Here is a 26,139-nt window from a genome sequence, read left to right as displayed (position 1 = left end):
CATAGCCCAGATTCACGCGGTATCGATATCAAATCAAATTAATGCCAATCAGCGCAGACAGTGCCTACCGGTACCGGCCACTCCCACTCGATTGTAAACGAGCCATTTTTATCTCTTATATTCAATGGCTTATTTTCCTTCTAATTGGAAATACCATGAAAAATACCATGCTCAGAAAATGCTTCAAAATGCTCGAAATGTGCCGATTGATTTCCGGCACTCCCCAACCCTTTCCCGATTGGTATAGTTCGCACACGCCTCTATATTTCCTTGTTTTACGCCTTCTTATTCCATTATTTACGTTGAAACATTCCGCAATTTACGATATTGTTTCGCTATGAATACACCATCCCTGTATCCACGTTGGATTGAACCACGAATTGATGAGGCTTTGCAGGATACACCCGTGGTTTTACTTGCCGGGCCACGCCAGGCTGGCAAAACGACCCTGGTACGCAAAATCGCTGAACGGGGACTGCACTACCTGACCCTGGATGATGAACTGACATTGTTGTCAGCGCGTGAAGACCCGGTCGGCATGATTCGCAATCTGGATCGCGCCGTCATCGATGAAATCCAGCGTGCGCCCGAGTTGCTTCTGGCTATCAAGAAAAGCGTTGACGAGGATCGTCGCCCGGGGCGGTTTCTGATCACTGGCTCGGCCAATCTGATGGCGCTACCCACGGTTGCCGACTCGCTGGCCGGGCGCATGGAAACCTTGATGCTTTTACCCCTATCACAGAGTGAAATCGAGAACAGACCAGCTAACTGGATAGATCGCGTTTTTGTCGGAGAAATCCTGATATCGAATCCCCCTGTACTCGGCAGCAATCTGGTAGAGCGCGTTCTACGTGGAGGATACCCGGAAGCAGTTGCGAGACCAACGGAAAAACGACGTACTACCTGGGCACGGCAGTACATCAATGCCATTCTTCAACGCGACGTCCGCGATGTCGCCGAAATCGATAAACTGGATCAGTTGCCACGCTTTCTACGCGCACTGGCGCAGACCGCTGGTCAGATGTGCAACTACTCCGAGTTAGGCGGTCAAGTCGGTCTCGATGGCAAGACGGTCTCTCGCTACATCAGTGTATTTGAACATATGTACCTGCTGAAACGTATTGACGTATGGGCACGCAATCGCTTGAAACGCGTGGTCAAGACCCCAAAGCTTCAGTTCATCGATTCCGGTTTGTTGGGCGCGCTCACCAACATTGGCCACAAAGATATTGAGTTGGACAAAACAGGCTACGGGCACATTCTGGAGAGCTTTGTCTTCAGTGAATTGCTCAAACACACGGCAACCTCTGATGATGATTATCGGCTACTGTACTACCGGGATGCGGACAAGTATGAAGTTGATGTGGTGATTGAGAACAGCGCAAGACAACTGGTAGGCGTCGAAGTAAAAGCCTCTGCCACTGTCAAAGAACAAGATCTGCGTGGATTGAAAAAACTCGCCAGTCTGGCTGGTGATCAGTTCACAGCAGGTGTGTTGCTGTACGATGGTGATGAAACAATGCCTCTGGGTAGCAACCTATGGGCTGCTCCTCTGTCCACACTCTGGGGCTCCTAAAAGCAGTCATCAATACGCCTACTTGGCCGAGCTCCAAAAAATACCATCTTCAGAAATTTCTTCAAAAATAATCTTTAGCAACGTGGTTACTTTCCTAGGCCAATACGTCAAGCCCCTTTACCGCGACTAGGTTTAGCAGCGTCAATGAAGGCCCATTAGGCTTTTTCTGGCCCTGCTCCTTGGGACATCCGGCATTTGTGTGGTTAGGGTATCACTATTCCCCGCCTGGCATACCAGTCAATGTCCTCCACCCAGACCAGGCGACTCACTCCAGGGTGGAACAAGACGATTTCGCGTGCCCGTCCTTGTACTTTACCCAGTTTGCGCTGGGCTGCGATGACCTGAGGATCGTTCGCGTGGCGGCCGCGCAAGCGTGGCTCAACGATGGCCAGGAAGCGCAACGCCGGGATGCGCGTGGAGCGTGGGCTGTAGACCCGCGCCACGCCATTATCGATGGACTGAACCCGAAATCTGTAGCTATATACGGCCAGCTCTGGGTCGGTCGCCAACTGGTCGTTGAGGCCCCAGACCCGGGGATCGAGAGTCGGCAACCACCAGGCGAGCAACAGGCCACCGAGGACGCCCAGAAAGATGAGGTAGTTGCGGGTAAAGCGGTCCCTGGTTGGCTCAATCGTGACCATGGGGCTGCGGAGGCGGTAGCGGTTTGCCTGCCAACAGGTCGGCTGCGGCAGCTGCAGGATCACTCATGGAGGTCACGAACACATCCACACCATACCCGGCCATGCGCTTTACAAAGCCGTTGCCACAACCAGCGGTGATCAACGCATCCAGGGCGTAGAATGGATGATCCTCGCCGTGGTACTCGTGCATGCTCATCTCCTTGGGCAAGTCGATGCGTTGAACCTCCACGGGATAGCCATCCGCTCCGGGTGAATACACCAGGACCCGGCGCGCTTTTCCCGCGTGGCCGGTGATGGTGCGCCAGTTCTGGCTGGTGACGCCTATTTTCATGATTTGTCTCCTAATCGTCCTGTTTATCGGGAATTGTCTTCACCCATTCTTCCATAGCCTGGTTGGCCATAGGCATGGGGGCCTCCATAAAACTAATGATGAAGCGGTCGGCTATTTCAGTGACACCGATGGAGCGCGGACGCACTGCCATCACATGGGCGCTGGGCAATTTAGTACCAAAACAGAAGACGATGTTCTGTGCGGCCAGGATAGTCTCGGCAATCTCCCCGTCGTCTAAAGAAGCGGTATGATCGTAGTGGTCAAATGTGGCGATGTAGCGTGCGACCGGATGCGCCTCGATGCAATTTTTGAGATAACCGATAATCGCCCCCACGCTATCGAGCGTGGTCTCTACCTTGGGGATTTCGAGATCGAGGATCGGGTATTTTTCTTGTAAGAGAGTCTGTTTCATGGTTTGCCTACTCATTTAAATATTCATTCAGGTTGGCAGATTTTGCCGACCATGACGGCCCTGGTGGTACGCAGAACCAGATAGGCCACCACGACACTCAGCAAGCCCAACAGTACCCAGCCAAGCCCAGTGAAAAACGGCTGCCCGGTTACCTGCGCCATGACCAGGGTGGCCACGGTGATGGCCGATAGCGGGAAGGAATAGGCCCACCAGGACAGTGAGAAGTTCAGCCGGGCAAAACGGCCGACCTGGGTGAGCAGCAGCAGCGTCAGAAACAGCCCACTGTAGTAGAGGATGCGGGCAAACACATCCAACTCGGCATGTTGCAGCTTCATGTAAGCGAGAAAAGCGACCGCTGGTGGTGCGATGAGGATAAAGAAAGTGGGCATCAACTTCTCCGGCAGCGGTTCGTGGAAGAATACCCGGTTGAAGAAGATGGTCATCAACACCAGCCAGAATACCACGCCGATGCTGAAGAAGAACCAGGACAGTTCATCGAAACCCAGACCGCAACCGGTAATGGGCACCAGCGCATTACCCACTACGGGAATGAACCAGGCGGGGTTCATGTGCTCGATACGGAAATGCTTGTGGTGTATCCACACGCTCATTACATAGAGAGTCAAGACCAGATGCAGGCCGGTGCCCACCAGCCAGAGCCCTTGGGCCAGCGCGGGAGCACGTTCCAGGCTGACGATGGAGAGCAGGATCAGGCTAATGGAGATAGTCGGATAGAAATTCAGCTTGATGGGATGGTGTAGTTCCGCTACCACGGCGGTACGAAAGCGCATCAGCTTGGCCGCATAGGCCAACGCCAAGGCCAGGAAGACGATGCCGGTCAACAGGCCGAGTACCGCTCCCAAGTCGAGATCGGGAATGAGAACAGTGTGAGCCTTGTCCCAGGCGATGCTCAGGCCGGACAGGCCCATGATCATGGAGAAGAAGGCGACCGGAAAGTGTTGAAGGCGAGACGCTGGCAGCATGGCAAACTCCTGGGGAACCAAATAACCTAGTGCCATACTATGATAATAACGACCAACTAAGCATTGATAGTTCGCAATGCACACCAACCTGAGCGATTGGCTTATCGAATCGCTCCCCACAAGCGACAAAGCCGATATGAAGCCCCACTGACAATCCCATTTAGGTACGACTAACCCTGTGGTGTATTACTACATCACGACCGCAATGTTAGAAGAATCTGGAGAACAGCTAGAAGACCAATCAGATGATCTCTCGATTATTGCCACTAATACCTTTGATTGGCACAGTATTCTCTGCAAAAACAAGAAATTAAGAGTGAGGCGATATATTCAAATGTCATCAAGCAAGTGAGTCAGCCATGATTGTAAGCGAACGGTTTCTATAGTTAAATATCACTGAATTGATTTCTGGAGCATAAGGGCCCGCCGTTCTCGACGGCTTTCACTTCTGGGTGACACTGAAGGCGTCAATCAGACGCGCATGGTCTTACGATGATCATCCGAATGGGCGTATGGATCGTGATCGCGCTCATTGCGGTGCAGGTACTTCAATTCTAAAAGGATACAGTAAGACAGCATGCGAAATATGTTCAATCTTGCTTCAATCCTCATTTCTGCCTTACTTATGGGCCAGGTGACCCTGGCGCAGCAGAACACCCCGCCTCTTTCCGGCCCGGACAGCACGACTGACCACAGCAAGCTGGAACCCCTGATGCGCGAATTCACATCCGGCCCCGAAGTGACGGCCGCTTGCCTGGAATGCCATACCGAGGCGAGCGATCAAATAATGCACACGTTGCATTACAGTTGGGACTACACCAATCCCGATACCGGACAGCGTCTCGGCAAACGCAACGTGCTCAACGCTTTCTGCGGCAATGTCGCGGCGAACGAGACCCGCTGCACATCTTGCCATGCTGGCTACGGTTGGGAAGATATCCGCGTCGCCACGCCGGCCGACCCTACACGGGTGGATTGCCTCGTTTGCCACGACCGCTCGGGGCAGTACACCAAGCAAGACAATCTCGCGGGTCACCCCCCACTAGACCCGGTCTCCCCCGGCGCAAAGACCATCACGGGCAAGAAGGCATGGGCGGTGGATCTGACTAAGGCTGCACAATCCGTCGGCCTGCCGGGGCGCGACAATTGTGGCAATTGCCATTTCTTCGGCGGCGGAGGCGACAACGTTAAACACGGAGACCTGTCATCGGCGCTCTACGATCCTACAAAGGAGGTCGATGTCCACATGTCGTCCGATGGCCAGAACTTCACCTGTGCCTCCTGTCATGTCAGCGACCGTCACCAAGTAGCAGGGTCACGCTACAGCGTCCTTGCTAGGGACACCGGTGGCACAGGCCTGCCTGGCCAGCGCCGCGACGTGGCAACCTGTGAAAGCTGCCATTCTTCAACGCCCCATCAAAGCACGCTAATCGGCATGAAGCTGAATGACCATACCGACCGAATTGCCTGCCAGACATGCCACATCCCCGAATTTGCCCGCGGCGGCGTAGCCACCAAGACATCATGGGACTGGTCCACCGCCGGCCGACTCGAAAACGGCAAGCCGATCATGCTGGACGAACATACCCAGTCGGACGGCAGGAAATTACACACGTATCTCTCCACCAAAGGCACGTTCAAATGGGACGAAAACGTCAGACCCTATTACGCCTGGTTCAACGGACAGGTCGAATACACGACCGGCCTCACGACTATCGACCCAGCACAGACGGTCGAAATTAACCGGATCAAGGGCTCCGCCTCCGATTCAAATTCCCGTATCTGGCCTTTCAAGCAGATGGCGGGACGACAGGCCTATGACAGCGAGCTTGCCAAACTAGTCTATACCCACACCTACGGTCCCGACACGACATCCGCCTTCTGGACGAATTTCAACTGGGATAAGTCGATCAAGGCCGCAATGGATTACGTGGGCGAGCCTTATTCAGGCAAATTCGGCTTCGTCGATACCTATATGTACTGGCCTATCACCCACATGGTCGCGCCAGCTGATAGGGCACTCAACTGTAACGCCTGCCATGCAAAGAACGGTAGACTCGCCAATCTCTCAGGCGTCTACATACCGGGAGCTAATCCGATGGGGCCAGGCGGGACGGCGGGACTGATCCTTCTGGCACTCGCGGTAGTGGGCGTGGCAGGGCACAGCCTCTTGCGGCTGATCGGCCGAAAAGGAGCACGCTATGACTGAACGCAAGGTCAAGATCTATCCACGCTTCGAGCGGTTCTGGCACTGGACGCAGGTCGCGCTGATCTTCACACTGATGGCTTCGGGGCTAAGGGTTTCCGGACTCATCGGCGGACTGCCTTTCGGCGCAGCCTTCATGTTACATATTGGAGCTGCTACGGCGCTGATGGTGCTCTGGGTCTTCGCGATCTTCTGGCACCTGACGACTGGCACCTGGCGGCACTACGTACCGACCACCAAAGGGCTCGGCAAGGTCGCGCGCTTCTATGCCTACGGCATCTTCAGGGGCGAACATCATCCCTACCGCAAAGCTTACTGGCGCAAGCACAACCCTCTTCAGGCGCTGACGTATCTGGCACTGAAGGTTGCACTATTCCCGGCGATCTGGATCACCGGGCTAATGTATCTGACCTATAACCTGTGGGGCGCGATCCCGGAAGTAGCCGTATGGCTCCCAGTTGTAGCGAACCTGCACAGCCTCACGGCCTTCGCCATTGCCGCTTTCATCGTGGCGCATGTCTACCTGCTGACGGTCGGCGGATCGTTCCGCGCCCATGTCCGTCCGATGATCACCGGATTCGATACCGTCGACCTAACGACCGAGGAGGAGGCCTATCTGGCAAGCGACGAACCCGGACGACTGCGATGAACGTCCGCCTTGATGGTCAGCAGACTGAAACCGATCTCGATTATTGAAATTGCCCAGATCCAAATACCGCGTGATCTACGTATTTCCAATGTTGCTCCTCTCCAGTGGGTATACCGCACCACTGAAATGAAAATCAGTCGGATACTGGCACTGACATATTAACAAAACCCACATCCTCCATGATGGCGTACATCGCAGGCAGTACCAGCATGATCAATACCGTGGATGTCAGCATTCCAAATACAATGCTGGTGACCAGCGGAACCAGTATCAACGCCTGTGAACTGGTCTCGAACAGCAACGGCGTCATTCCGGCAACGGTGGTCACCGAGGTCAGAAAGATGGCACGCGAACGGTCGAACACTGCTTGCTGCGCAGCCCGGTGAAAAGAGCTGCCCTCGGCCACCCGATACTTGATGAACTCAACTAGCAGAATGGAGTCGTTTACCACGATACCTGCTAGTGAGACAAAGCCGATCATGCTCGGCAGGGTAAAGTCTAAACCCATGATGAAATGGCCCCAGATGGAACCTATCAGAGCCAGTGGGATTGTGATCATCACGATCAACGGTTCACGATAATTTCCGAATTGAAGGCTCAGTAACAGGAACACAGCGAATGCGCCCAGACCAAAACCGGAGAGAATCGATAGCTTGGTCTCCGTACCGTTTTCTACTTCTCCCTTGAAGGTGACGGCGACACCGGGGTAGCGCGCCAGCAAGGTCTCAAGAAAGCTATCCTGCAGATTGGCAATCACCTCGGATGTATTGGCAACATCCGCATCGACGTCTCCGTAAATATTGACCGTGCGCAGATGATTGACATGCCCTATCCGTGAGAAGTCACGGGTTTCAGTAATCGTGGCAACACTGCTCAGGGGAAGTGCCTCACCACTTTTTGAAAACACCGTGAAGTCATCAAAATCACGCAGCGCCTGTTGTTTGGGGCTATCCAGCCGGGCGACTATCTCATAGGATTCACGTCCCCGATAGATCTCACTGATCTTTGCCTCAAGGTAGGCCGAGCGAAGTTGCGATGCAATAGAACGGGAATCGATACCTTTGGCCAGCGCTCCCGGCTTGAGCCGGATGCTGTATTGCGGCAACCCCGGGCGCAGGTCGTCCAGGAGATTGGTCACCCCGGCATACCCTCTGAGCCAGTTCTGAAGATCCCAGGAAGCCCGGGATAGCTGCTTGAGGTCATCGCCACCAAGGCGAATATGTATCGCCCGGCCAGCGGCGCCCACTTTCGGCTCCTTGTACTGGATATTCAGCACATCGGGCAGTACCCCGGCATTCTCTTTCCAACTCCGAATCAAACCCGCCATGGTGGTATGACGCTGCTCGGTGGTAAGAATGTCGACGCTCAAAGTAGCTAAGTGAGGACCGGTTTCGGGTACATCGCCGTGCTCACCGTATGAGACCTGAATATTCTTTACCAGTGTTTCGGATTCCAACTCGCTCAACTGTAGATTGGTTTTATCCAGTGCGCCAAGCAGTGTGGTAACCACCTGTTCAGTTTTTTCCAGTGGGGTCCCTTGAGAGAGCAAAACTCTGGCTTCGACATTATTTCCTTCAAGATCCGGAAAGGCCTTGAACTTGACAGTGCCGGTTGCGATCAGACCAACTGAGAGAATCAGCGCGGAGAGTGCGGCACCCACAGTGAGATAACGAAATGCCATCGCCCCTTTTGCAGCCCGGGAGATGGCGTGACGCAGACGATCAAACTGCGCTTCAAAAACAAGGCGCCATTTTGGCGGCGTCTTGTCATGACCGTGTTCCAGCGAATGTTTCAGATGGTGAGGCAGGATCAAAAACGCCTCGATCAGGCTGATGGTAAGCACCGAAAGCAGGACCACAGGCAGAACGCCCAGTATCTGCCCCATATCTCCTTTCATCATCAACAGGCTTCCGAACAGGAAGGCAGAGGTGAGAAAGGAGGAAAAAACACCCCGGACCACCTTTTTCGTCCCGTCAATGGCCGCCTCCAGGGGTTTTTTTCCCTTGCGGTATTCGTGATCGATGTTCTCTGAAAGGACGATGGCATCATCCATCAGGATACCGATAGCCATCAACAGAGCGACCATAGATATCATATTGATACTGATACCAAACATCGACATTAACGCGACACCACCGAGAAAAGAGACCGGCAGGCCCAGGGCAATCCAGAGGGTATAGCGCCAGGAAAAAAACAGCAGCAGCATAGTGGTTGCCAGCAACAGGCCTTGCCAACTATTGGTTAGCAAAAGCTTCAGCCGATCGCGCACCGAAGTAGAGTTGTCATTCATCACGGTCAAACGGGTACTCGGTGGCAGGATACTGTTTTCCCTTTCGACAAACTGCAACAGCGCATCAGCCACTTTCAGTGTATCGTCGATGGTATTCTTACTCACCTTGAGCAGTGCCGCCGGCTTCCCGTTGAGTTCGATTCGCTCTTCCGGTTTGTCAAAGCGATCCTCTAGAACGGCGATGTCACCCAGCTTTATTTCACCCCCGTCCCGGGTGTTGATCACCACCAGATCTGCGAGCTCATCAATACTCTTTCTGAGATTATCAAACCTTATCTGATAAGAAGTTTCCGTGGCCTCCACGAGGCCAGCCGGCAACTCCAGCGCCTGTGACGCAATCAGTCCGGCGACACTTTCAGCACTCAGATTGTATTTTTTCAGGGTATCGGGACGAAGCCGTACCTGCAGCTGATGGGTAGAAAAGCCGTCGATCGTCACAATCGGTATCTCGGGCATCGCCACCAGTCGGTCTCGATAAAACTCGGCCAGTGCTTTCAATTCTGAGTGGGTCAGGTTATCTGAGGTGATCGCAATATTGGCGACCGGATTGATTCTTCCCAGTTGGGTGATGATCGGTTCTTCCGAGTTTTCCGGAAAGTTACTGATGCCATCGACAGCACTTCTGACATCGTCGGTGAACTGACGAATATCCCCAGTCTCGTGCATCTCAAGGGTGACAATAGCGATATTGTCCCGGGCATCACACTCCTGCTCAATCAGGAAACTGATGCCATCGGTTGCATCTTCCAGCGGGTTGCAGATTCCGTCCTCAACATCCGCAGGACTGGCGCCGGGATAGGCGACCGTCACCTGTACCTTGCTCGGCTTGAGCAGAGGAAAGGACTCCTTGTTGAGACCACCCACGGAGACCAGCCCCATGGCGATGATCGCCATCATCAAAATATTGCCGATAGTCGGGTGTGCAGCAAAAAAGCGGATCATTCCGCACCGCCTTCAACCGTCTTAGGGGAAGGCATCGACTGATGCTTATCCGCCCCACTCCCTTCAATCAAGGCCGTAACGCGGTCCTCACCCAAAGCCGCTTCCGCCAATTCACGCTCATACTCCTCCGCCACAATGGGAGCGACAGGCAATCCTTCCATAACAGGAATGACATCCGTAACGATAACCCGGTCGCCTTCATTGAGTCCCGCTTCAATCACAACCAGATCACCCTGTTTATACAGGACGGTGATCTCATGAATCTCCAATCGATTCTCGCTGTTGGCAACATAGACCCGCCCTTGGTGCATCGCCCTTCTGGGAATAACCAACAACTTCTGCACCGGCGAATAGAGTTCCACCATCGCGTACATCCCTTTAAGCAGTGGTGGTCGTTTGCCTGGAATTACCCCGTCATAGGGCTTATCAACAGCGACCACCAAGCCAATGGTGTCACGCACGGGATCAATTGATTCACCAACACGCAACAGATTACCCTCCCATCTGGGTACATCGCCGTCATACCCCACCAGGCTGACATGGACCTTTAACTGCATTTGCGAAAGTCTCGACTGCAGTTCCTCGGGTTGTCGCATATTGATCGATTCAGTACCGGACGCAATCAGCAAGGGACTGAGTTGACGGGTGGGAATCTGCGCATTGATCTCAACCGAGTGCGTCCCAAGCGCCTCGAACAGGACACCGCCGACCGAGGTGAACTCCCCCTCTTCGACAAAGACCTGGCCAACCCTGGCATCAAAAGGCAGACGTATTTCTGTTCGCCCCAGGGTATCTTCACTCTGTGCAAGTTGTGACTCCGACTGCTCTATCTGTGCCTTGCTGCTGGCCTTTCTGCTCTCATAACTCGCCAGCTTGCCCTGCAGATCCTCGATCTGCTGTTGCAACTGCAGTACTTTCTGCTCCTCAGCGTCGACCACAGAGCGCGCAATCAGCTTCTTGTCCCAGATCGCAAGCAGGCGGTTAAGTTCCTTCTCCCCAACCTGGAGGTTCTTCTCAGCCAGACGCAGGGCGCTGCGTGTGGATACCTCTTCAGCCTCCAATTGTGTCAGGCTGGACTGGCTGCCCACCAAGGCCGCTTTTTTCTGATCCAACGAAAATTCATAGGCGGTAGGCTCAATACGCATGACCAGAGTACCCTTGGAGAGACTCCCGCCTTTTTCCAGCCCGGGATGTATATAGCTGATCTTTCCCGCGACCTCAGCTTTCGCCTTTAACAGAACCGACGGTTCCACATTTCCGTAGGCGATGGCGCGTGCACGAAATGGCAACGGTTTCAGCCTGACCACCTCTACCGCCCGGGTTGGAAACTGCAGCACTTCATGCTCTACCGGCGCCTTCGATTTCACCTTGTATATCACAAGGGCCAGGGCAACCACCACGATCAGGGGCAGTACAACTGCCTTGCGTAATAACTTTTTCATTGCCCGCTCCGTATCCCGCGAAGAAATATCTCAAAGACCCTCGGCGCATCCTTACGCACCTGCTCAACGTCACCTGCGAGCATTGACTGCATGACCAGCCCCTGAATCGTGCCAATGAACAGGGTTGCGGCAGCACTGGTATCTAATGATGCCGATAACTCACCCTCGGCTTTCCCCTCTTCGATAATCCGATGAAGACGTTCGCCATAGCGGCGAACGAGCGTCTGCACGATGCGCTTGGGCGCTGTCAGCTTGGCGTGCTGCAACTCCCCGAACATCATGCGCGGGACTCCCGGGTTTTCGACGACAAACTCGACATGGGCCATGAAAATCGCCTCGATGGCTGCGACCTGCGAGGGTGCCGTGCGGGCAGCCTTGTCCACACGGGAGAGCAGACGGTTCGCCACAAACTCCATAACCGCCTGCAGGATGGCATCCTTGGTAGGGAAGTGCTTGAACAAGGCGCCTTGGGTCACGCCCATGTGTTTGGCGATGGCCGTTGTCGTGATCTCACTGGGATTCTGTTCGGCGGCCAGCTCTACTACCGCGTCGACTGTGGCAGCACGGCGCTCATCGGCTGACAGGTGCTTTGGGTGTTTTTTCATCATCAATTACAAAGTAAGTAAGTTATTACTATCTTACTCATTTGAGACTAACAGTCAAGACATTACGTTACGATTGGAGGACGCCACATAAGCGGAGGGGCGGAATCAACAAGCAAAAACCAACACTGCCCACTGTTTGAGGCGAGCAGGGAAATCGATCGGTGACGGGGACATTACTACAAGATTTACGCCCCCCTGGGTTGCATGTCGAAGGTGAAGCCTCCCAAGCGAACGGCTTAATGAGAACATGATTTCATCCAATCCATGGCACTATGGCGGAGTAAAGGACAATTGGAACACCGTTAGGATGGCAATCCCCCCATTACTTAGTCGGCGCCAAAAGGGGAGCCATTAAGTCGCAAGCTTGTTCCATCCTACTTCTTAGTGGGTTGGATTAAGGCGCTTGCGACGAATCCACCAATTGCTCTACCTCCGTATTCGTTCGCTTGAACCAATCCAACTCTTCGAAGATGACGAAACATGCGGGGAGCAGAAACAAGGAGAGTACAGTGGCACTCAAGAGCCCAAACGCCAAGCTGGCCACCAGCGGGATCAGGAACTGTGCCTGGGTACTGCTCTCCAGCAACAACGGTAGCAAGCCAACAATGGTCGTGATCGACGTCAGGATGATAGCGCGGAAACGGTCATGAGCCGCCAGCTGGACCGCCTCTATCATAACCATGCCACTGGCATGCTTCTCCTTGATAAAGCTCACCAGCAGGATACTGTCGTTGACCACGATGCCGGTGAGTGTCGCCAGCCCAACCAGGCTCGGCATGGACAGCTCGAGCCCCATCAACAGATGCCCCCAGACCACGCCGATCAGGCCGGTGGGTATCGCCAGCAACACCGCGATCGGCTGCAGGTAGCTACGGAACTGAAACGACAGGATAATGAAAACGCCGACCAGGCCGATCAGGATATTGGTCTGCAGGGAGGAGCCCGTGGTGGCGCTCTCCTTGCCCTGGCCCACGAAGGCGACTCGGACACCGGGATATTTCTGTTTCATCTCGGGCAGGAACTGCGCTTTGGTGATCCCCATCAGCTCCTGGGCGTTGGCCACCTCGGTATCCAGGGCGCCCTGGATCGTGACGGTCCGCTGTCCATTCACCCGGTGGATCCGGGAAAAACCGCGGGTCGTCTGGATCTCCGCTACCGCCGAGAGCGGTACCAGCTGACCATTCTGGGAGCGCACCGGAAGGTAGTGCAGGTCATCGATGCCGATGATGTCGGCCGCGGCCAGCCGGACAACCACATCGTAGGCACTGCTGCCGATCCGTACATCCAGATCGGTGGCCCCGTGGATGGCGGCGCGTACCTCATCGGCGATATCGCGAGCGCTCACCCCGAGCGACCCCGCCACTTCACGCAGACGGATCCGCAATTCCGGCTTGCCGGGGCGCAGATCGTCGGAGAGATCGAGTACGCCGCGAAAGCCGCCCAGCCAGTGCTGCAGTTCCAGGGAGGCCTGCTTCAACATTTCCGGTTTGCTGCCCTGAAGGCGGATGTCGATGGCCTTACCCGCGACCCCGCGCTCCCTGTCGGTAAACTTGAGCGACAAAACGTCGGGCAGCTCACCCACCCGCTCGCGCCAGTCGTCAAGCATCTCCGGTATGGTTCCCACCCGTTCTTCTGCCGCTAGGAGATCGGCACTGACCGTAGCCAGGTGGGGCCCGCTCTCCTGGGCATCCGCATTGGTATTGAACAGTATCGAGACATTCTTCACCAAGCGGGTGCCCCCTTTCTGGCGACCCGAAAACGTCTCGTCCAGCGCCTTCAACTCAGTCACCAGACGCTGCACCACCGCCTCGGTGCGGCGCAGCGGTGTCCCCTGGGGCAGCAACACCCGGGCCTGGATCACATCGCTTTCGAGCACCGGCAGGGCCCGGTACTTGAGCACCCCGGCCGGGATCATGGCGAACGAGAGGATCACCAGCCCCAACAACAGACCCGCGGTCAGATAGGGTTGCCGCACCGCCCGTTCCAGCAGTGGGCCAAAACGCCGGTCCTGAACACCGCTGAACCAGCGATCGAAACGGGTATGAAAGGACGAGCGCCGCTGCCTTGCCAGATGGCCCAGGGAGTGGTGCAGGTGGGCCGGAAGAATGAGGAAGGCCTCAATCAGACTCACCGCCAGGGCGATCACCAGCACCGCCGGGATGTATTTGAGCACCTCCCCCATCTTTCCCGCCATGAATGCCAGTGGCCCCACGACCATCACCGTGGTCAGGAAGGACGAGAGCACGCCCGGAAGCACCTGGCGCGTACCCTCGACGGCGGCCTCCAGGGTGCTCCTGCCTTTTCGGATCTGCGCAGCAATGTTCTCGGAGATGACGATGGCATCGTCCATCAACAGACCGATGGCCACCAGCAGGGCCACCATGGTCATCATGTTCAGGGTGTAACCGAACAGGTGCATGAAGAAGATGGCGCCGAGAAAGGAGACCGGTAGTCCCATCGCCACCCAGAAGCTGTAACGCAGGCTGAAAAAGGCCCACAAGGTCAGGAACACCAGGACCAGCCCCTGAAGGCCGTTCTCCAGCAGAATGCGCAACCGATCGCGAATGTTGGAGGTGACATCCTGGCTGATCTCCAGCTGCACACCCCTGGGCGCCATGCCACGCTCCCTTTGCAGGTTTTCCTGGATCGCATCCATGACACGCAGGGAGTCCTGGGTGTAGTTCTTGGAGATCTCCAGCAGGGCGCCGCGCCGGCCGTTGAACAGGATCTTCTCCTCCGCCTTCTCGAACGCCGTGCGTATGGTCGCGACATCGCCCAAGCGCACCACGCCGCCGGTCTGCCCGGAGACTAGCACCAGATCCCGGAACTCGCGCGGTGTACGCCGCTGTTCGGCAAAGCGCACCACCAGATCGCCCTCGTCGGACTGCACCGTACCGGCCGGGAGGTCGATGCTCTGGCGCTCGATCGCCGACTTGATCTGCGCGATGCCCAGGCTGTAACGTTGCTGCACCTCCGCCGGTATCTCGATAACGATCTCCTGTTCGGAGAAGCCGAGTATGCGCACCTGGGCGATGCGCCGGTCGAGTTTGAACCGCGTCTTGACCTGCTCGGCGTAAGCCTTCAGGTCTTCAGCCTTCAGCTCGCCGGTGATCATCACCCCGGCCACCACCGCCACCCGCTCCAGGACCTCGATGGCGGGGGTCTCCACCTTGTCCGGAAAGGTGGCGATCGATTCGATCTGGGCCTTGACATCGGTATGGAACGCGTCCATGTCGCCTCCCTCCTCTATCTGCACGGTGAGGATGGCAAGGTTCTCACGTGCGTCGCAACGCACCTCCCTGAGCTGGGAGAGAGTATCGAGCGCCTCCTCACTGCGCAGACAGATGCCCTCCTCAACCTCGGCCGGGGTCGCCCCGGGGTACGGAATACGGACCTCGACCTCGGTGGGCGGCACAATCGGAAAGGTGTCACGCTGCAGCTTGGGCAGAGTCACCAGCCCCAGGATCATTAGGGCCACCATCAACAGATTGGCGGCCGTGGGATGACGGACGAAATAGGCGATCATTGCCTGCCCCCCTTCTGCCCGCTGGCCTCCCTCTTCAGGCGCTGCATGGCCTTTTCATCGACCTCCGGAGACAACAGCATCCCTGCCGCCGCGGGAACCAGGTCCGACACCACCAGGGTCTCGCCCGCCTCCAGCCCTTTGCCGATGGCAGCGGCGCCGTCCTGGATAAATGCGGTCTGTACCGGCCGGATCTCCAGGCGGTTGTCCCGGTCCAGGAGGTACACCTTGCCGTCATGCAGCGCGGAAATGGGCACGACCACCGGCCTACCCTTCGGCCTCTTACGCAGTTCCACCTCCACGAAGGTGTTTCTCACTAAGGGTGGGCGTTGACCGGGGCGTGCCTGTTCATAGGGATTGCCCACCACCACCACGACCCCGAGGGTCTGGGACTGCGGGTCGATCACCCCGGCCACCCGATCCACCCGGGCGTCCCACTCGATGGTGTGGGTCGCTGTCCGCAGGCGCACCCGCGCATCGAGCTTGAGCGCCCCCGGCACCTGCGCCACAGCGGGCCTGCCCGCCTCGTCTTCGGTCGATGTCTTGTCCGCAATCAGCGGGCGCAGCTTACCGATGGGAAAACGCGCCTCTATCTCCACCGCCGCCAGCCCGTCGGCCGAGAACAGCAGCTGCCCCTTGTTAGCGTACTGGGCCTGGTTGACCTTACGTTCGGTGATCCGCACATCAAAGGGTGCAACAAACCGGGTGCGCCGCAGATCGAGTTCGGCATTCGCCCTTTGGGTGTTGAGCACCTCCCGCTCCGCCTCGTTCAAGGCGATGGCATTCTTCAGATTCTGAACCAGCACTTCGCCTTTCAGCAGGCTGCGCTCCGCCTCTTCCAAAATGGAGGCCGACAGCGTTCCCTGCTGCTTGAGCTTGCGTTTGCGCTCGATATCTTTTCTCAACAGCGATTGGCTGCGCTCTTCAAGGGCGAGGGAGGCATGGGTGGTCTTGTCCTTGACCGCTAGGGTATTCAGTTGTGTTTCGGCCTGGGTAAGCGCCAACCGATAACTGGCATCGTCAATCCGAAGCATTTCCGCTCCCTGCTGGACGAACTTGCCGCTCTTGAGTTCCTCCGAGACCCAGGCCACCTGTCCAGCCACCTCGGCCACCGCCTCCCAGCTCCGGCCTGGCCTAGTCGTACCGTACCCCACTGCCCGCGGAACAATCGGCAGGTTCAGCGCCTCGATGACGCGCACCTTGACCGCACGCTCCGTAATTTCCACTTTTTCCGGTGGGCTCTTCATCCGGGGCACTACCACCAGAACAATAAGGGCTAGAAAGACAGGTACGATGAATCCCGAGCGGCGTAACCATTTTTTCTTCACTGTCATTTTTACCTCCAGGGAACCATGCAAGTTGTTTCAGCTGATCCGACGTCAACAGCAGGTTGGCATTTGGCAATAGTAGATCAAGCACACCATAATCATCCTGCTGATCCAGCTTATATATCCGCTCGAGCCAGTCGACATTAGCATCCCGACAGCCTTTAGCCGCCGTCAACCACAACAGTACGGCATGCCTATATACCTCGCCCACTGCCCCGCCAGAATCATCGACACGGTTGAGCACCGATTCTGCCGTCGCCAGAAACCGGTCGACCAAATCAAACGCATGTTCCGGTGAGCGCCCCAGCAGTACGCTTTCAATGTCAGAGGGCACGACTTCCAGTTCGCGTGCAAAATCAAAACTCGCCCGATACTCGATAAACCTCCGCCCTCGTTTCAGCGATGCAATGCGTTTGCGTAGCACCTTGGACAGGGCGGCCGGATCATTTACTAATGTCAACGCTTCGATCTTATCACTCAACTCCGGATAGCAGAGGTAGATGTCAAGTATAAAATCTCGCAAGGTATCTGCTTCGATATGAGCCAGTTTTTCTTTGAGTGTATCGACGCTCATAGGACAAAATGGAAATTCATTAAATCATTCAGGTTTGTCAGATTAAATCGCTCGCTCCAGAGCGAAGAGAATCATTTCCTCATCAGACCAGGCAGAGCCGGTTCAACCATCGTCAACTCATATCGGGTTGTTCTGCCACCATCCGGTAGCGGGATGATGATACCCTTGGCAATCAGGTCAGAAAGATCGCGGCTGGCTGTTCGATTGGGACATTTGGTGATTGCTTCATATTTTCTGGTGGTTATGCCATCTTCAAAGCCCTTTCGTCCTTCAGCAAACACCCGCGACACAATCCTGGCCTGCCGGTCGTTCAGTTGGTCGCCATAGACTTCATAGAAACGTGTCTTGGCCAAGACAAAGCTCACTCCCTCCCTGGCAACTTCCTGTGCCTTGATTATTGTATCCGCGAAATAATCCAGCCAAACGTTAACATCCAAGCTTCCACAGCTGGCTTTCTCCAGTTGCCGGTAATAGGTTTTTTTATCCCTTCTATCGCCGTGGCAAGACAGGCCGTGGTTGGATAACCGAGAGACTGGGAAAGCGCATGGTCAGCGATTGCCCTGCCGACTCGCCCATTACCGTTATCGAAGGGATGTATCACTTCGAACCAAAGATGGGCAATACCTGTCCGGGCGATCCCGGGTATGGTCTTATTCCTGCTCAAAGGACTGGTTTGGTTGTACCAGTCGATAAACCTCACTATTTGCATCGGTGAAGGATCGCTACGGTATGCGCCACGCAGAATAGGCGTGTAGCGCTGTTCCGGGACAGCCATGGACTGCCACTTGCCCAGTAGGTCATGCGTTAGGGATGTTTGCCAGTTCTTGCGAACGTCCACCATCAACGAAGCAGCCCCCGCCGCTTTCTGGTCCGAATTGTTCGGTAGCGTATCCGATGTTATCAAAGAGAGTAGCGATGACCTGACCGATTCTCTGTCCAGTTCCTCGTCCTCAATGGCGCTGGTTTTGATGGCCTCGGAAAGCATCAAGTTGATAGTGGCGTCCTCTTGGGATGCCATCGGAAGCGCATCAAAGCTGCCGGCCAGTCACTCTGATTTCAGGCGAAATTCAAGCTCCCGATCATTGAGCGCGCGATTGTCGTAGCAAAAATCTGGCCAGCCGGGTTGTTGCCATATCCACGTCATGGCGCAATGCTAGCATTCATTCACGCCATACTATAGTCAATAAGTGGCGTGAATATAGAGCTGACTCACGTCACACTCACTACTCCCACTCAATCGTAGCCGGTGGCTTGCTGGAAATGTCGTAGGCCACGCGAGAGATACCCGTCACCTCATTAATGATACGTCGTGATACCAGCTCCAGGAATTCAAACGGCAGATGGGCAAAACGGGCGGTCATGAAATCGACCGTCTCGACCGCACGGAGGGAAACCACATATTCGTAACGTCGGGCATCACCCACTACACCTACCGACTTCACCGGCAGGAATACTGCAAAGGCCTGGCTCACCTGATCATAGAGATCATGGTTACGAAGCTCTTGTATGAAGATATGGTCGGCCTGTCTCAGGATATCCGCATAAGGCTTCTTCACCTCACCCAGGATACGAACACCCAGACCGGGGCCGGGGAACGGATGACGGTAGACCATTTCAGAAGGCAAACCGAGTTCAACACCGATCTTGCGTACTTCATCCTTGAACAGTTCGCGCAGCGGTTCCACCAGTTGCAGTTTCATGTAGTCGGGCAGCCCACCCACATTGTGATGGGATTTGATTACATGGGCCTTGCCAGATTTGGCTCCGGCAGACTCAATCACATCGGGATAGATGGTGCCCTGGGCCAAGAATTCGACACCTTCAATCTTTGCCGCCTCTTCCTCGAAGATGTCGATAAACAGGTTGCCGATAATCTTGCGTTTCTTCTCTGGATCGTCCTCACCGGCCAGGGCATCCAGGAACCGCTGCTCTGCATCTACGCGAATCACCTTAACACCCATATGCTGGGCAAAGGTGGCCATCACCTGATCGCCTTCGTGCAGTCTGAGTAGACCATTATCCACAAAGATGCAGGTTAGGCGATCACCGATTGCCTTGTGCAACATGGCGGCAACCACTGAGGAGTCTACACCTCCCGATAACCCCAAAAGCACCTTGCCATCATCACCAACCATATCCCTGACATGAGCAATGCTGTCGTCAATAATGCTTGCCGGATTCCACAGCGCCTCACAACCGCATATCTCGAACAGAAAACGTTCAAGAATACGACCGCCTTGGCGGGTATGGGTCACTTCAGGATGGAACTGAATACCATAGAACCCACGTGCTTCATCGGCCATACCCGCCAGTGGCGCATTATCTGTCTCGGCAATTACCGTAAAACCTTCCGGCAGAACTTCAACTCGATCACCGTGACTCATCCAGACATCGAGCAGTCCATACCCTTCAGGTGTCGTGTGATCCTCGATATCGCGCAATAGCTTCGAGTGGCCTCTGGCTCTTACTTGCGCATAGCCGTACTCGTGCGCCGCAGAGCTGGCGACTTTGCCGCCGAGCTGAGCCGCCATGGTTTGCATACCGTAGCAGATACCCAATACCGGTACACCGAGCTTAAACACCATATCAGGGGCGCGAGGAGTGTCGTCGGCTGTCACCGATTCCGGGCCACCTGACAAGATTACACCCGCAGGATTTTGTTCTTTAATCGCCTCTTCACAGTTATCGTAAGGCCAGATCTCACAATAGACTCCTGCCTCGCGAACGCGCCGGGCTATCAGCTGAGTATATTGAGATCCGAAATCAAGGATCATGATGCGGTGTGCGTGGATATCCTGATTAGTCATAGTCACTTTCCAACTGTTCTGAAACGAAAGAACCGCAGAATGGTAAGAATCTCACTCCAACCCTCCTGCGGTTTTAAATTTTGCCCTTTAGCCCATCAACTCTGTCTATAGTTTGGGGCTTCCTTGGTGATCGTCACATCATGCACATGTGACTCCCGCATACCGGCATTCGTCACACGCACAAACTCAGGCTTGGTACGCATCTCATCAATCGTGGCGCACCCGGTATAGCCCATGCTGGCACGAATTCCACCGGTCAGTTGGGTAATCACATTGATCAGCGGCCCTTTGTATGGCACCCGGCCTTCAATGCCTTCTGGCACCAACTTATCGGCTTCTTTGGTATCTTCCTGGAAATAGCGGTCACTGGAACCATTTCTGGCTTGCATGGCACCCAGACTACCCATTCCACGGTAAGCCTTATAGGAGCGCCCCTGGAAGATCTCAACCTCGCCAGGCGCCTCTTCGGTACCGGCCATCAGGCCACCAACCATCACGGAGTGGGCACCCGCCACCAACACCTTGGCGATGTCACCCGAGTAGCGCAAACCCCCGTCAGCGATCAGTGGAATACCGGTGCCTTCCAAGGCCTCAGCCACGTTGGCCACCGCAGTGATCTGCGGCACACCCACACCGGCAACAATACGCGTTGTGCATATAGAGCCGGGGCCAATCCCCACCTTGACTGCATCGGCACCCGCCTCTGCCAACGCACGAGCCGCAGCGGCCGTCGCGATGTTACCGCCGATCACCTGTACTTGCGGGTAATGTTTTTTAACCCAAGCAACGCGATCCAGTACACCTTGGGAATGTCCATGTGCGGTATCAACCACAATCACATCCACACCTGCCTTGACCAGAGCTTCCACCCGCTCTTCGGTGCCTTCACCTACACCTACGGCGGCACCTACACGTAATCTTTCCTGATCATCACGACAGGCAAACGGATAATCTTTTGCCTTCTGGATATCTTTGACAGTGATCATACCTCGTAACTGGAAGGCATCATTGACGACCAATATCTTCTCAATACGGTTGGTTTGGAGTTTAACCAAAACCTCCTCTCGATCCGCGCCTTCTTTCACTGTAATCAGGCGTTCTTTGGGCGTCATGATGGCAGAAACAGGTAAATTCATACGCGTTTCAAAACGTACATCCCGGTTGGTGACAATACCAACCAAGTCGTCACCGTCAACAACCGGCACACCCGAGATTTTGTTGGCCTGGGTAATCGTGACCAACTCACCAATAGTCATAGAGGGATCAACTGTAATTGGATCAACAATAATGCCGCTCTCATAGCGTTTGACTATACGGACTTCGGCGGCCTGCTGTTCGGCCGTCATATTCTTATGCATGATGCCGATACCCCCCTCCAGCGCCATTGAGATGGCTAAGCGGGATTCTGTCACCGTGTCCATTGCAGCAGAGATCAGCGGTATGTTGAGGCGAATCTCACGGGTGAGCTGGGTGCTCAGGTCCACATCTTTGGGTAGTACTGCGGAGTGGGCCGGCAGGAGCAAAACATCATCGAAGGTAAGGGCTTCCTGAACTAGGCGCATAATCGATTCCCAAGTGAAAGGTTTTCAGTAAACAGAGTATTATAAAATCTTGCTAATTCGAGGTAAACTTAAATTAGCACTTAATTATAGGCAAACTGGACACAAAACGACGGATTTATGCCTTCTTACGATCTAGAAGCGGATTTTCAGCGCGATATTTACTCCGTCTCCCGTCTTAACAGCGAGGTCAGAGCTGTATTGGAGGGCAGTTTTCCACTCCTTTGGGTGGAAGGTGAGATATCCAACCTGGCCTCACCGGCCTCTGGACATATCTATTTCTCCCTTAAAGACCCGCACGCTCAAGTGCGCTGCGCCATGTTCCGCATGAAGCGGCAATACTTGCGTTTTCAGCCAAAAAACGGACTTAAAGTACTGATTCGTGCCCGTGTTGGTCTGTATGAGGGACGGGGCGAATTTCAGTTAATCGCGGAGCATATGGAACCCGCAGGAGAAGGCGATCTCCGACAGGCCTTCGAGAGACTTAAACAAGACCTTCAGACGGAAGGTCTTTTTGACAGCGCACATAAGCAAACACTGCCAAAAATCCCCAAGCGGATTGGCATTATCACCTCACCCACTGGCGCAGCCATTCAGGACGTTGTCACTGTCCTCAAACGACGCTTTCCCGCTGTTCCACTACTGATCTATCCTGTCGCTGTACAGGGTGAAGAGGCGCCGCGCTCAATCCTCAATGCACTCCGCCTCGCCGAAAGACGACGCGATTGTGACCTGCTGATTTTGACCCGAGGCGGTGGTTCTCTGGAAGATCTCATGGCCTTTAATGATGAAAGTGTGGCCAGGGCCATCCATAATCTCTCGATCCCTCTCATTTCTGCAGTCGGGCATGAGGTCGATTTTACCATTGCCGATTTTGTAGCCGACCTGCGCGCCCCAACCCCTTCGGTAGCCGCAGAACTGGCAACGCCTGACCAACAAGAGATACAGGAAAAGCTCTTCACATTGAGTCGCCGAGTCACGCTAGCGACGGCGCGCCAGGCTCAACATAAAACGGCATCTTTCAAGGCACTCGAACAACGGCTACTGAGAGGGCATCCCGGGAATCGCCTGCAACAACAACAGCAATACCTGGATGATCTCTATGTACAACTTAACCGCCGTATCAGTGTCATTATCAGCACTAAGAAAACAACACTTGAGCTTGCAAAAACCAAACTGAAAAGTACAACGCCCACAACCCGACTCAAGCAACAGGATGAACGCTGTACAACACTTCACCACCGCCTACAGCGAATCATAAAGGGGCATATGAACCTAAAGCATCATGACTTGGGACTGATTGCCGGAAAACTCAACGCACTAAGTCCACTAGGGACCCTGGATCGAGGCTACTCCATTACCTACCTGTTACCCGGTAAGGACGTGCTCGATGACGTGAGGAATACCCATCCCGGCGACACACTGGAAACCCGCATTTCGAATGGGCGCATCATCTCTTCAGTACTCACTACATCCTCAGAACAGTAATGTCTCGCTTCGGCATGCTTAAAATTTTGCAGGGATATTACGCACAACCTTCGCATCTGTATTTCCTGCAAAAATAAACGTCAATATATTTGTTTCATCTGCAACCATTGCGTTTTAAAGAGAAACAGGTTAAGAATGCTACATGACATCGCCTAAATCACTCTTGGCCACAGCCATCATTGCCTCACTTGTGGCCATTGGGCCACTTTCAACCGACATGTACCTCCCGGCTTTCCCGGTTTTGATGCAAAGTTTTAACGCCGACATCAATCAGGTGCAGCACACACTCAGCATATTCCTGATCGGCTTTGCATTGGCGCAATTGATCTACGGGCCGCTGTCTGATCGTTTTGGCCGAAAACCGGTTCTGATGGGCGGACTGCTCCTGTTTCTTCTCAGCAGTGTGGCCATTGTATTTGCTGAATCGATCGCCACGCTTTCGACCTTAAGACTCTTTCAGGCCATTGGGGGGAGTGCAGGCCCCGTATTGGGGCGCGCAATGGTTCGGGATATTCATGGCCCGAAGGACTCGGCCAGACTGCTCTCCTACATCAGTACCGCCATGGCCGTTGCACCAGCGGCAGCACCCATATTAGGAGGCTATTTAACCGTATGGTTTGGCTGGCAATCTATTTTCCTTTTTCTGGCAGCCTATGGTGTTGTGGGTGTAATGCTACTGGGAATGAGTATTCCGGAAACCGCCCCCCCCGGAAGTCATCACATTATTTCCGTCAGTAATCTGATCAAGAACTACACGACCCTGCTGAAACACCGGACATGGCGCTGGTACACTCTCTCTTGTAGTTTCGTATTTGCCGGCCTGTTCTCGTTCCTCTCCGGCTCATCCTTTGTAATCATCGACTTTCTTGGATACAAAGAGGAGCAATACGGACTCTTTTTTGCCTTGGTCGTTGCTGGCTTTATGATAGGCACCTTGATTGCGGGGCGCCTGGTCAGAAGTATCGGCATTAACCGACTCATGGGCTATGGTTCACTTGTTGCCGTAACGGGCGGAGTCACCATGGCAGCACTGGCGATCGCGGAGGTTCACCATGTGGCAGCGATCGTTGTGCCACAAATGATCTATATGATGGGCGTCGGTATTGTGATGCCACAGTCCATGGCCGGGGCTTTGGCGCCATTCCCTCATATGGCCGGGACTGCATCAGCCTTTCTGGGCTTTATACAGATGTCCTTCGCCGCCGTTATTGGCGTTTTGGTAGGGCACTACCATGATGGATCACCCTTATCCATGGCACTCTCGATTGCCCTGATGGGAATACTCACACTGGTCAGCTTCCTGCGATTGAGCCGGGCCAGCAGTGATGAGGATGATGACGATAACGAGATAGGCCAGACTGAAACTGTCTGACCTCCGAAGAAGGATTATTTCCGCTTGGTAAAAGACTTCAGTCGCTGGCGTTTTTGCACCTGACGCTGGGTCAGTTTATTCTTTTTATCCTTGAAGGGATTCTCGCCTGATTTAAACTCCAGACGTATAGGGGTGCCGCTCAGTTTCAAGACCTCGCGAAAACGATTTATCAAATAGCGTTTGTAAGTCATGGGAACAGAATCAGTCTGATTACCATGAATCACTATAATCGGTGGATTCTGACCACCTTGATGGGCATAGCGTAATTTGATACGACGACCATGAACCATGGGGGGTTGATGCTCCTGCACGGTCCACTCAAGTATGCGCGTCAATTCTGGTGTTGCGAGCTTACGCGTTGCATTGGCATAGGCCTTGTCGATCGCCTCATAGAGCTTTCCGACACCTGAACCATGAAGAGCCGAGACGAAGCGCTTCACGGCAAAATCAAGAAAGGGCAATTTCCGCTCAATATCGGCTTTGACCTGATCACGCTGCTCACTCTGCAGCCCATCCCACTTATTAATGACCACAACCAGAGCACGCCCGCTCTCGAGAATATGGCCGGCCAGCGTTGCATCCTGTTCTCCAATACCCTGCTGACCATCCAACACCAACATCACAACATTGGCTTGCTCAATAGCCTGCAATGTTTTGATGACACTGAACTTCTCAATGACTTCACTCACCTTGGCACGACGTCTGACACCGGCAGTATCAATCAAGGTATAGGGTTTATCGTCGTGGCTATAAGTAATGAAAACGCTGTCACGAGTAGTACCGGGCTGATCGAAGGCAACAACCCGCTCTTCACCCAAAAGGCGATTAACCAAGGTTGATTTACCTACATTCGGTCTTCCGACCACGGCAATCATTATCCCTTTGTCTTCTTCCACAACGTCTTCGAATTCACCTGGAAGAACTTGCAGCAACTCATTGATCAGCGACCGAACACCGCGACCATGTGCCGCCGAAATAGGTAACGGTTCACCCAGTCCCAGCGAGAAAAAATCTGCACCGGCAACATCACCATCCAGACTTTCGCTTTTGTTGACGACGACATGAATCGGCTTTCCTGTGCGCCGAAGTTGTCCTGCAATTACCTGGTCTGCCGGCGTACAACCCGCGCGTGCATCCAGCAAGAACAGGATATGATCCGCCTCAGCTATTGCCGCCTGAACCTGCTTCTCCATTAGCTGGTCAACACCACCCTCTTCACCGCTCAAGCCACCGGTATCAACCACCACATAGGGGCGATCACCCATTTTTCCGATGCCATACTGACGATCACGGGTCAGCCCCGGCTGATCAGCCACAAGCGCATCACGGGTTCGGGTCAAACGATTGAACAAGGTCGATTTCCCCACATTCGGGCGACCGACCAAGGCAATTACAGGAAGCATATTTGTCA

Annotated in this window: 20 protein-coding genes and 1 pseudogene; 5 read left to right on the top strand and 16 right to left on the bottom strand. The window is 54.5% G+C overall.

Annotated features, from left to right (window positions below; translation table 11 throughout):
- The first annotated feature begins 337 nt into the window (after positions 1-337).
- Positions 338-1,576 (top strand): ATP-binding protein, encoded by a 1,239-nt coding sequence (locus FHP88_RS14410; RefSeq protein ID WP_144359793.1) that lies wholly within the window; start codon positions 338-340, stop codon positions 1,574-1,576.
- 203 nt (positions 1,577-1,779) lie between these two features.
- On the opposite strand, the gene FHP88_RS14400 is transcribed toward FHP88_RS14410, so the two are convergent.
- From FHP88_RS14400 to FHP88_RS14385, 4 genes are read right to left on the bottom strand one after another with little or no spacing between them, the layout of a single operon-like run.
- Positions 1,780-2,217: a hypothetical protein gene (locus FHP88_RS14400; RefSeq protein ID WP_144359792.1), complete on the bottom strand. Its 438-nt coding sequence runs from the start codon at positions 2,215-2,217 to the stop codon at positions 1,780-1,782.
- Positions 2,204-2,548, bottom strand: a complete 345-nt coding sequence (locus FHP88_RS14395) for a NifB/NifX family molybdenum-iron cluster-binding protein (RefSeq protein WP_144359791.1) — start codon at positions 2,546-2,548, stop codon at positions 2,204-2,206. Before FHP88_RS14395 ends, FHP88_RS14400 begins: the two co-directional genes overlap by 14 nt.
- Before the next feature lie 10 nt (positions 2,549-2,558).
- Positions 2,559-2,960, bottom strand: a complete 402-nt coding sequence (locus FHP88_RS14390; protein ID WP_144359790.1) for a DUF6858 family protein — start codon at positions 2,958-2,960, stop codon at positions 2,559-2,561.
- Positions 2,961-2,983: 23 nt separating this feature from the next.
- Positions 2,984-3,943 (bottom strand): SLAC1 anion channel family protein, encoded by a 960-nt coding sequence (locus tag FHP88_RS14385; protein WP_144359789.1) that lies wholly within the window; start codon positions 3,941-3,943, stop codon positions 2,984-2,986.
- A 586-nt stretch (positions 3,944-4,529) separates the two neighbouring features.
- On the opposite strand from FHP88_RS14385, the gene FHP88_RS14380 reads away from it, so the two are divergent.
- Together FHP88_RS14380 and FHP88_RS14375 are read left to right on the top strand one after the other, a co-directional pair.
- Complete coding sequence (locus tag FHP88_RS14380) at positions 4,530-6,152, top strand: tetrathionate reductase family octaheme c-type cytochrome (protein ID WP_260843323.1); 1,623 nt, start codon at positions 4,530-4,532, stop codon at positions 6,150-6,152.
- Positions 6,145-6,798, top strand: coding sequence for a cytochrome b/b6 domain-containing protein (locus FHP88_RS14375; protein WP_144359787.1), 654 nt, complete (start codon positions 6,145-6,147; stop codon positions 6,796-6,798). The genes FHP88_RS14380 and FHP88_RS14375 overlap by 8 nt, the downstream gene beginning before the upstream one ends.
- 133 nt (positions 6,799-6,931) lie before the next feature.
- Here the strand turns inward: FHP88_RS14375 and FHP88_RS14370 are convergent, their stop codons facing one another.
- The 11 genes and pseudogenes from FHP88_RS14370 to guaB all read right to left on the bottom strand — a co-directional run bounded on the left by FHP88_RS14370 (position 6,932) and on the right by guaB (position 21,871).
- Entirely contained in the window at positions 6,932-10,030 is a 3,099-nt protein-coding gene (locus tag FHP88_RS14370; protein ID WP_144359786.1) for an efflux RND transporter permease subunit, read from the bottom strand.
- Positions 10,027-11,472 carry an efflux RND transporter periplasmic adaptor subunit gene (locus FHP88_RS14365; RefSeq protein ID WP_186297739.1) on the bottom strand — a complete coding sequence of 482 codons (1,446 nt, stop codon included), beginning with the start codon at positions 11,470-11,472 and terminating at the stop codon, positions 10,027-10,029. Before FHP88_RS14365 ends, FHP88_RS14370 begins: the two co-directional genes overlap by 4 nt.
- Entirely contained in the window at positions 11,469-12,077 is a 609-nt protein-coding gene (locus FHP88_RS14360) for a TetR/AcrR family transcriptional regulator (RefSeq protein WP_144359785.1), read from the bottom strand. Before FHP88_RS14360 ends, FHP88_RS14365 begins: the two co-directional genes overlap by 4 nt.
- A 394-nt stretch (positions 12,078-12,471) precedes the next feature.
- The gene (locus FHP88_RS14355) at positions 12,472-15,603 is read right to left on the bottom strand and encodes an efflux RND transporter permease subunit (protein ID WP_144359784.1); all 3,132 of its coding nucleotides are present in this window, start codon (positions 15,601-15,603) and stop codon (positions 12,472-12,474) included.
- Positions 15,600-16,847 carry an efflux RND transporter periplasmic adaptor subunit gene (locus FHP88_RS14350; protein ID WP_144359783.1) on the bottom strand — a complete coding sequence of 416 codons (1,248 nt, stop codon included), beginning with the start codon at positions 16,845-16,847 and terminating at the stop codon, positions 15,600-15,602. The genes FHP88_RS14355 and FHP88_RS14350 overlap by 4 nt, the downstream gene beginning before the upstream one ends.
- Entirely contained in the window at positions 16,735-17,502 is a 768-nt protein-coding gene (locus FHP88_RS14345; RefSeq protein ID WP_144359782.1) for a DUF6880 family protein, read from the bottom strand. The genes FHP88_RS14350 and FHP88_RS14345 overlap by 113 nt, the downstream gene beginning before the upstream one ends.
- A 71-nt stretch (positions 17,503-17,573) precedes the next feature.
- Positions 17,574-17,867 (bottom strand): hypothetical protein, encoded by a 294-nt coding sequence (locus FHP88_RS14340; RefSeq protein ID WP_144359781.1) that lies wholly within the window; start codon positions 17,865-17,867, stop codon positions 17,574-17,576.
- Between the two features lie 29 nt (positions 17,868-17,896).
- The gene (locus FHP88_RS19390; RefSeq protein WP_260843325.1) at positions 17,897-18,211 is read right to left on the bottom strand and encodes a Fic family protein; all 315 of its coding nucleotides are present in this window, start codon (positions 18,209-18,211) and stop codon (positions 17,897-17,899) included.
- 213 nt (positions 18,212-18,424) lie between these two features.
- A pseudogene (locus tag FHP88_RS19385) lies at positions 18,425-18,646 on the bottom strand (DUF4172 domain-containing protein); the annotation flags it as partial.
- A 79-nt stretch (positions 18,647-18,725) separates the two neighbouring features.
- On the bottom strand, positions 18,726-20,309 hold the full coding sequence (gene guaA / locus FHP88_RS14325; protein WP_144359779.1) for a glutamine-hydrolyzing GMP synthase: 1,584 nt from the start codon (positions 20,307-20,309) through the stop codon (positions 18,726-18,728).
- Between the two features lie 95 nt (positions 20,310-20,404).
- The gene (gene guaB / locus FHP88_RS14320; protein ID WP_144359778.1) at positions 20,405-21,871 is read right to left on the bottom strand and encodes an IMP dehydrogenase; all 1,467 of its coding nucleotides are present in this window, start codon (positions 21,869-21,871) and stop codon (positions 20,405-20,407) included.
- A 117-nt stretch (positions 21,872-21,988) separates the two neighbouring features.
- Here guaB and xseA point away from each other — a divergent pair, with 117 nt between their 5' ends.
- Positions 21,989-23,356, top strand: coding sequence for an exodeoxyribonuclease VII large subunit (gene xseA, locus FHP88_RS14315; RefSeq protein ID WP_144359777.1), 1,368 nt, complete (start codon positions 21,989-21,991; stop codon positions 23,354-23,356).
- Positions 23,357-23,498: 142 nt separating this feature from the next.
- The gene (locus FHP88_RS14310) at positions 23,499-24,728 is read left to right on the top strand and encodes a Bcr/CflA family multidrug efflux MFS transporter (protein WP_144359776.1); all 1,230 of its coding nucleotides are present in this window, start codon (positions 23,499-23,501) and stop codon (positions 24,726-24,728) included.
- A gap of 14 nt (positions 24,729-24,742) precedes the next feature.
- On the opposite strand, the gene der is transcribed toward FHP88_RS14310, so the two are convergent.
- Positions 24,743-26,131 carry a ribosome biogenesis GTPase Der gene (gene der, locus FHP88_RS14305; RefSeq protein ID WP_144359775.1) on the bottom strand — a complete coding sequence of 463 codons (1,389 nt, stop codon included), beginning with the start codon at positions 26,129-26,131 and terminating at the stop codon, positions 24,743-24,745.
- Between the last annotated feature and the right edge of the window lie 8 nt (positions 26,132-26,139).

The sequence above is a fragment of the Sedimenticola selenatireducens genome (assembly GCF_007625115.1).
In the GTDB taxonomy this organism is placed as follows: Bacteria; Pseudomonadota; Gammaproteobacteria; order Chromatiales; family Chromatiaceae; genus Sedimenticola; species Sedimenticola selenatireducens_A.
The sequence above is the reverse complement of the archived record's forward strand: the minus strand, read 5'-3'. Positions and strand labels throughout refer to the sequence as shown.

Excerpts from the sequence above, each read along its gene's own strand:
- FHP88_RS14395 (WP_144359791.1), bottom strand. The coding sequence starts at position 2,548 with ATGAAAATAGGCGTCACCAGCCAGAACTGGCGCACCATCACCGGCCAC.
- FHP88_RS14310 (WP_144359776.1), top strand. The coding sequence starts at position 23,499 with ATGACATCGCCTAAATCACTCTTGGCCACAGCCATCATTGCCTCACTT.
- FHP88_RS14355 (WP_144359784.1), bottom strand. The coding sequence starts at position 15,603 with ATGATCGCCTATTTCGTCCGTCATCCCACGGCCGCCAATCTGTTGATG.
- FHP88_RS14390 (WP_144359790.1), bottom strand. The coding sequence starts at position 2,960 with ATGAAACAGACTCTCTTACAAGAAAAATACCCGATCCTCGATCTCGAA.
- der (WP_144359775.1), bottom strand. The coding sequence starts at position 26,131 with ATGCTTCCTGTAATTGCCTTGGTCGGTCGCCCGAATGTGGGGAAATCG.
- FHP88_RS14375 (WP_144359787.1), top strand. The coding sequence starts at position 6,145 with ATGACTGAACGCAAGGTCAAGATCTATCCACGCTTCGAGCGGTTCTGG.
- FHP88_RS14410 (WP_144359793.1), top strand. The coding sequence starts at position 338 with ATGAATACACCATCCCTGTATCCACGTTGGATTGAACCACGAATTGAT.
- guaB (WP_144359778.1), bottom strand. The coding sequence starts at position 21,871 with ATGCGCCTAGTTCAGGAAGCCCTTACCTTCGATGATGTTTTGCTCCTG.
- FHP88_RS14385 (WP_144359789.1), bottom strand. The coding sequence starts at position 3,943 with ATGCTGCCAGCGTCTCGCCTTCAACACTTTCCGGTCGCCTTCTTCTCC.
- guaA (WP_144359779.1), bottom strand. The coding sequence starts at position 20,309 with ATGACTAATCAGGATATCCACGCACACCGCATCATGATCCTTGATTTC.
- FHP88_RS14370 (WP_144359786.1), bottom strand. The coding sequence starts at position 10,030 with ATGATCCGCTTTTTTGCTGCACACCCGACTATCGGCAATATTTTGATG.
- FHP88_RS14380 (WP_260843323.1), top strand. The coding sequence starts at position 4,530 with ATGTTCAATCTTGCTTCAATCCTCATTTCTGCCTTACTTATGGGCCAG.
- FHP88_RS14400 (WP_144359792.1), bottom strand. The coding sequence starts at position 2,217 with ATGGTCACGATTGAGCCAACCAGGGACCGCTTTACCCGCAACTACCTC.
- FHP88_RS14365 (WP_186297739.1), bottom strand. The coding sequence starts at position 11,472 with ATGAAAAAGTTATTACGCAAGGCAGTTGTACTGCCCCTGATCGTGGTG.
- xseA (WP_144359777.1), top strand. The coding sequence starts at position 21,989 with ATGCCTTCTTACGATCTAGAAGCGGATTTTCAGCGCGATATTTACTCC.
- FHP88_RS14345 (WP_144359782.1), bottom strand. The coding sequence starts at position 17,502 with ATGAGCGTCGATACACTCAAAGAAAAACTGGCTCATATCGAAGCAGAT.
- FHP88_RS19390 (WP_260843325.1), bottom strand. The coding sequence starts at position 18,211 with ATGCAAATAGTGAGGTTTATCGACTGGTACAACCAAACCAGTCCTTTG.
- FHP88_RS14350 (WP_144359783.1), bottom strand. The coding sequence starts at position 16,847 with ATGAAGAGCCCACCGGAAAAAGTGGAAATTACGGAGCGTGCGGTCAAG.
- FHP88_RS14360 (WP_144359785.1), bottom strand. The coding sequence starts at position 12,077 with ATGAAAAAACACCCAAAGCACCTGTCAGCCGATGAGCGCCGTGCTGCC.